Below are 5,448 nucleotides of genomic sequence, written 5' to 3'. Positions count from 1 at the left end.
AATTAACACCCCCTTCACGCTTAACCCGTTTGTTTTTTGTATCGTGGGGTCGGTGATGTTTATATGAGACAGGGGGGGGGGGTGTGGGGGTTGCACCCCCACAAGACACCTGAGCGGGGGCCAGGGGTTCGCGCTTTCCGCGAACACACCTCACCCCAACCGCCCCGCTCAGAGCCGCCGCAGCACCGCGACCACCTTGCCCAGCACCGTGGCGTCGTCACCCGGGATCGGTTCGTACGCCTCGTTGTGCGGCATCAGCCAGATGTGCCCGCCCTTGCGCTTGAACGTCTTGACCGTGGCCTCGCCGTCGATCATCGCCGCCACGATCTCGCCGTTGTCGGCGGTCGGCTGCTGCCGGACCACCACCCAGTCGCCGTCGGTGATGGCCGCGTCGACCATCGAGTCGCCGGTGACCTTGAGCAGGAACAGCTCGCCCTCGCCGACGATCTCCCTCGGCAGCGGGAACACGTCCTCGACGGCCTGCTCGGCGAGCACCGGGCCACCGGCGGCGATCCGGCCGACGAGCGGTACGTACGCCGCCTTCGGCATGGACGGCTGCTGGTCCATGTCGATGCCCATCGGGTTGTCGTCGGTGGACGCCAGCACCCCGACCGCCCGCGGCCGGTTCGCGTCCCGGCGCAGATATCCCTTGCGCTGCAACGCGCGCAGCTGGTGGGAGACCGAGGAGGTCGAGGTCAGCCCGACCGCCTCGCCGATCTCCCGCACGCTCGGCGGGTACCCGAACTTGCTCACCCAGGTCCTGATCACGTCCAGCACCTGCTGCTGGCGCACGGTCAGCGCGTCGTCCACGTCGTAGATCTCGGGCAGGGGGTGCACCTTCGCCGTGCTCCCGCGTGCACCTCCCGTCTTGCCACCCGTCGCCGAGTCCTTCTTAGCCACTGCGTCGCCTCCCAGACGTTCCACGTTTCCCGCCGGCGGCGCCCACGGTCGCGGGCGCGCTCACCGGCGGCATCTGCCCGGCAGATGCCCTGGTCACCGACGTTAGCCCCCGGCAGCGTCGATTTCAAACATCTGTTCGACGGACACGCCGTGTCCCTCTCGATTTTGTCGGTGCGGGGTGGTAGACCTTCGCACGGGCGTTCGATAGAACGCCTGTTCGGTTCGAATCGATAGCCGGTGCTCAGCGCCCCGGCCGGGCCGGACGGCAGGACGGAGCAGGTTACGAGGAGGTCCGTGATGTCCATTCTGGCCGAACGCGGAGTGGTCCGCCCGGTCGACACCGGCTCGGCGCCCCCGCCGCCGCGGGTACGGGTGTCCCGGGGCAGGCGCGCGGAGGCGCTGCGCCCGCCGACCAGGGCGCGGGTCGTGGCGGGCAGGCGGGCGGTGCCGGTCGGCTGCGCGACACCGCGTCGGCGCGCGATCCGGTGGCCGTGGCTCGCCGCGCTCGCCGTGGCGACCTGTCTCGTGATCACCGGATTGGGTCTTTTCGCGCACGGCGCGCCGGGTGCGGCGGTGCCCGCGCGGACCGCGGCGGTGTCGGTCGAGCGGGGCGACACGCTGTCGAGTCTCGCCGAACGGTTCGCGCCGTCGAGCGACCCTGGCGCGGTTGTCGACCGGATCAAGGAGCTCAACCGCCTGGACGACGCCGTGCTCGTGCCCGGGCTGCTGCTCACGGTCCCGGTCGCCGACGGCGCGGCGGACGCCATGACCACCGGGCGGTGAGGTGTCAAGCATTCCCGGCCGCCGTGGGGGATTTCCCTGTTTCACCCGGTCGTGGCGGTTGCGAAGCTCCCCGGCGCGATCTAAGGTCGACCGCTATATGTAGTAGTTACACCGCTGTAGTTGGTCCACAGGTTGGGGTAGACTCGGTACCAGTTGTCCACAGCTGGCCGGTGTTCACCCACCGGATGTCCACAAGTTGATCACCAGGTACACCGCAGCACGGGTGCCCGGTGAGCGCGGTTCCCGGTTGCGCGTGGCTGCCGGGAGGGACGTCGAACGGGGCGGCCGGCACGGAGGGGAAGGTGATCGGCGGATGAGGTGCCCGTTCTGCCGGCATGCGGACTCTCGGGTCGTCGACTCCCGAGAGGTGGATGAAGGTCAGGCCATCCGGCGGCGGCGCTCGTGCGCGCAGTGCGGCCGGCGGTTCACGACCTCGGAGACGATGGTGCTCGCCGTCGTCAAGCGGTCCGGGGTCACCGAGCAGTTCAGCAGGGACAAGGTGGTCCGGGGCGTCCGGCGGGCGTGTCAGGGCAGGCCGGTCGACGACGACGCGCTGCAGCAGCTCGCGCAGCGGGTGGAGGAGTCGATCCGCTCGGCGGGGCTGGCGGAGATCCCGAGTCATGAGGTCGGCCTGGCGATATTGGGCCCGCTGCGGGAACTCGACGAAGTCGCCTACCTCCGCTTCGCCAGTGTCTACCGCTCCTTCTCGTCCGTCGAGGACTTCGAGAAGGAGATCGCGGACCTTCGTGAGGCCATCACCGCGGGTCGTGCTGCGCAGGACGAAAGCGATCAGCGCGGGCGGTGAACAACGCCGTCCCCGTGCGGGAGTGAGGGAACACCCATGACCGAGACCGTGGGAGCAGACGGCGCCGCCGCGGCGGGCAAGAGCAGGAAGAAGGCACCGAACGGGCTGACCGTGCGGCGGGTCTTCACCACCGAGGGCGTGCATCCCTACGACCAGGTCACCTGGGAGCAGCGGGACGTCGTCATGACCAACTGGCGCGACGGCACCGTGAACTTCGAGCAGCGGGGTGTCGAGTTCCCGGAGTTCTGGTCGGTCAACGCCACCAACATCGTCGCCAGCAAGTACTTCCGCGGCGCGCTCGGCACACCGCAGCGCGAGCACAGTCTCAAGCAGCTCATCGACAGGGTCGTGCGCACCTACGCCGGGGCGGGCTCCGAGCACGGCTACTTCGCCACGCCCGCCGACCTCGAGATCTTCGAGCACGAGCTGACCTGGATGCTGCTGCACCAGGTGTTCAGCTTCAACTCGCCGGTGTGGTTCAACGTCGGCACGGCTTCCAAGCAGCAGGTGTCGGCCTGTTTCATCCTCGCCGTCGACGACACGATGGAGTCGATCCTCAACTGGTACCGCGAGGAAGGCCTGATCTTCAAGGGTGGCTCCGGCGCCGGGCTCAACCTCTCCCGCATCCGGTCCTCGAAGGAGCTGCTCACCTCCGGCGGCACGGCGTCCGGCCCGGTCTCGTTCATGCGCGGCGCGGACGCGTCCGCGGGCACCATCAAGTCCGGCGGCGCCACCCGGCGCGCGGCGAAGATGGTCGTCCTCGACGTCGACCACCCCGACATCGAGGAGTTCATCCAGACCAAGGCGCGGGAAGAGGAGAAGATCAAGGTCCTCCGCGACGCCGGGTTCGATATGGACCTCTCCGGCGCGGACATCTCCTCGGTGCAGTACCAGAACGCCAACAACTCGGTCCGCGTGTCCGACGAGTTCATGCAGGCGGTCGAGACCGAGGGCCAGTTCGGCCTGCGCGCCCGGCTCAGTGGCGAGGTGATCGACCGGGTCGACGCGAAGAAGCTGTTCCGCACCATGGCGGAGGCGGCGTGGGAGTGCGCCGACCCTGGTCTGCAGTACGACGGCACGATCAACGACTGGCACACCTGCCCCGAATCCGGCCGCATCACCGCATCTAATCCTTGTTCCGAGTATATGCATCTGGACAATTCCAGCTGCAACCTCGCTTCGTTGAATCTGCTGAAATTCGTCACCGAGGACGGCCGGTTCGACGCGCCGTTGTTCGCGCGTGCCGTCGAATTCGTCATCACCGCGATGGACATTTCCATCTGTTTCGCGGATTTCCCGACCGAAGCTATCGGGGACACCACCCGCAAATTCCGTCAGCTCGGAATCGGCTACGCCAACCTCGGCGCGCTGTTGATGGCGCTGGGGCACGCCTACGACTCCGAAGGCGGACGCGCGCTCGCCGCGTCGATCACCTCGCTGATGACCGGTGTTTCCTACCGTCGTTCGGCCGAGCTGGCCGGGGTCGTCGGGGCATACGAGGGATACGCCCGCAACGCCGAGGCGCACCAGCGCGTGATGCGCAAGCACGCGGCGGCCAATGAGCTGGTCCGCACTTATCACGAGAATGATGCCGCGGTGCGCGGATTGGCGACCGAAGAATGGAAGCGCGGCATCGAAATCGGTGAAGTTCACGGTTGGCGAAATGCACAAGCCAGTGTATTGGCTCCGACGGGAACTATTGGATTCATGATGGATTGCGATACCACCGGAATTGAGCCGGACTTTTCTCTTGTGAAGTTCAAGAAGCTCGTCGGTGGTGGGTCGATGCAGATCGTCAACCAGACCGTGCCCCGCGCGCTGACCGCGCTCGGTTACCAGGGCGAGCAGGTCGAGGCGATCGTCGAATACGTCGCGCAGCATGGGCACGTCGTCGACGCGCCGGGGCTGCGGCCGGAGCACTACGAGGTCTTCGACTGCGCGGTCGGTGAACGGTCGATCGCGCCGATGGGGCACGTCCGGATGATGGCAGCGGTGCAGCCGTTCCTGTCCGGCGCCATCTCGAAGACGGTCAACATGCCGGAGTCCGCGACCGTCGAAGAGGTCGAGGAGATCTACTTCCAGGGCTGGAAGCTCGGGCTGAAGGCGCTGGCCATCTACCGCGACAACTGCAAGGTCGGGCAGCCGCTGTCGACCGGCAAGAAGGACAAGGCGGAGGCCGAGCCGGAAAAGGTCGTCGAATACCGCCCGGTGCGCCGCCGCCTGCCGAAGAAACGGCCGAGCCAGACGGTGTCCTTCACCGTCGGTGGCGCCGAGGGCTACCTGCACGCGGGCTCCTACCCGGACGACGGGCTCGGCGAGATCTTCGTCAAGCTCGGCAAGCAGGGCTCGACCCTGGCCGGGGTCATGGACGCCTTCTCGATGTCGATCTCGGTAGGCCTGCAGCACGGCATCCCGCTCGAGTTCTACGTCTCGAAGTTCTCCAACCTGCGTTTCGAGCCGGCGGGCATGACCGACGACCCGGACATCCGGATCGCCACCAGCGTCATGGACTACCTGTTCCGGCGCCTCGCGCTGGACTACCTGCCCTACGAAAAGCGTTCGCAGCTGGGCATTTTCACCGCGGACGAACGGTCGGCGCAGGTCGAGGCCAGCTACCCGGCCACCGGCGAGAACGTCGACCTCGAAACCCTGCGGTCCACTGTGGACTCCTCACCCGCGCCGCGGCGCGCGGAGTCCGAACCCGAACAGCAGGACGCGCACACCACCACCGAGCTGATGGAGTTGCACCTCGGCAAGGCCGCGGACGCCCCGCTGTGCATGACCTGCGGCACGAAGATGCGGCCCGCCGGGTCCTGCTACGCCTGCGAAGGCTGCGGCGCCACCTCCGGCTGCAGCTGACCGGCCCGAGCCGAGGGGGGGGGGGGGGGGTTTGGGGGCCGCCGCGAGGGGGGGTCGCGCGCTCGTCCGCGGGCTGTCGGGTAGCCGCCCCCGGGGGAGGG

The 5,448-nt window shown here is 67.9% G+C and carries 4 protein-coding genes; 3 read left to right on the top strand and 1 reads right to left on the bottom strand.

Annotated features, from left to right (window positions below; translation table 11 throughout):
* Positions 1-168: 168 nt before the first annotated feature.
* Positions 169-837, bottom strand: a complete 669-nt coding sequence (gene lexA / locus ACFWY9_RS17655; protein ID WP_378326518.1) for a transcriptional repressor LexA — start codon at positions 835-837, stop codon at positions 169-171.
* A 360-nt stretch (positions 838-1,197) separates the two neighbouring features.
* Here lexA and ACFWY9_RS17650 point away from each other — a divergent pair, with 360 nt between their 5' ends.
* The 3 genes from ACFWY9_RS17650 (at position 1,198) to ACFWY9_RS17640 (ending at position 5,347) form a co-directional block, all read left to right on the top strand.
* Positions 1,198-1,683 carry a LysM peptidoglycan-binding domain-containing protein gene (locus ACFWY9_RS17650; protein ID WP_378339281.1) on the top strand — a complete coding sequence of 162 codons (486 nt, stop codon included), beginning with the start codon at positions 1,198-1,200 and terminating at the stop codon, positions 1,681-1,683.
* 313 nt (positions 1,684-1,996) lie between these two features.
* On the top strand, positions 1,997-2,488 hold the full coding sequence (gene nrdR / locus ACFWY9_RS17645) for a transcriptional regulator NrdR (RefSeq protein ID WP_378326443.1): 492 nt from the start codon (positions 1,997-1,999) through the stop codon (positions 2,486-2,488).
* A 36-nt stretch (positions 2,489-2,524) separates the two neighbouring features.
* Entirely contained in the window at positions 2,525-5,347 is a 2,823-nt protein-coding gene (locus ACFWY9_RS17640; RefSeq protein WP_378326442.1) for a vitamin B12-dependent ribonucleotide reductase, read from the top strand.
* Positions 5,348-5,448 lie beyond the last annotated feature (101 nt).

Source organism: Amycolatopsis sp. NPDC059027, from assembly GCF_042739735.1.
GTDB lineage: Bacteria > Actinomycetota > Actinomycetes > Mycobacteriales > Pseudonocardiaceae > Amycolatopsis.
Note: the sequence above shows the minus strand (reverse complement) of the source record. Positions and strands in the feature narration are given on the sequence as shown.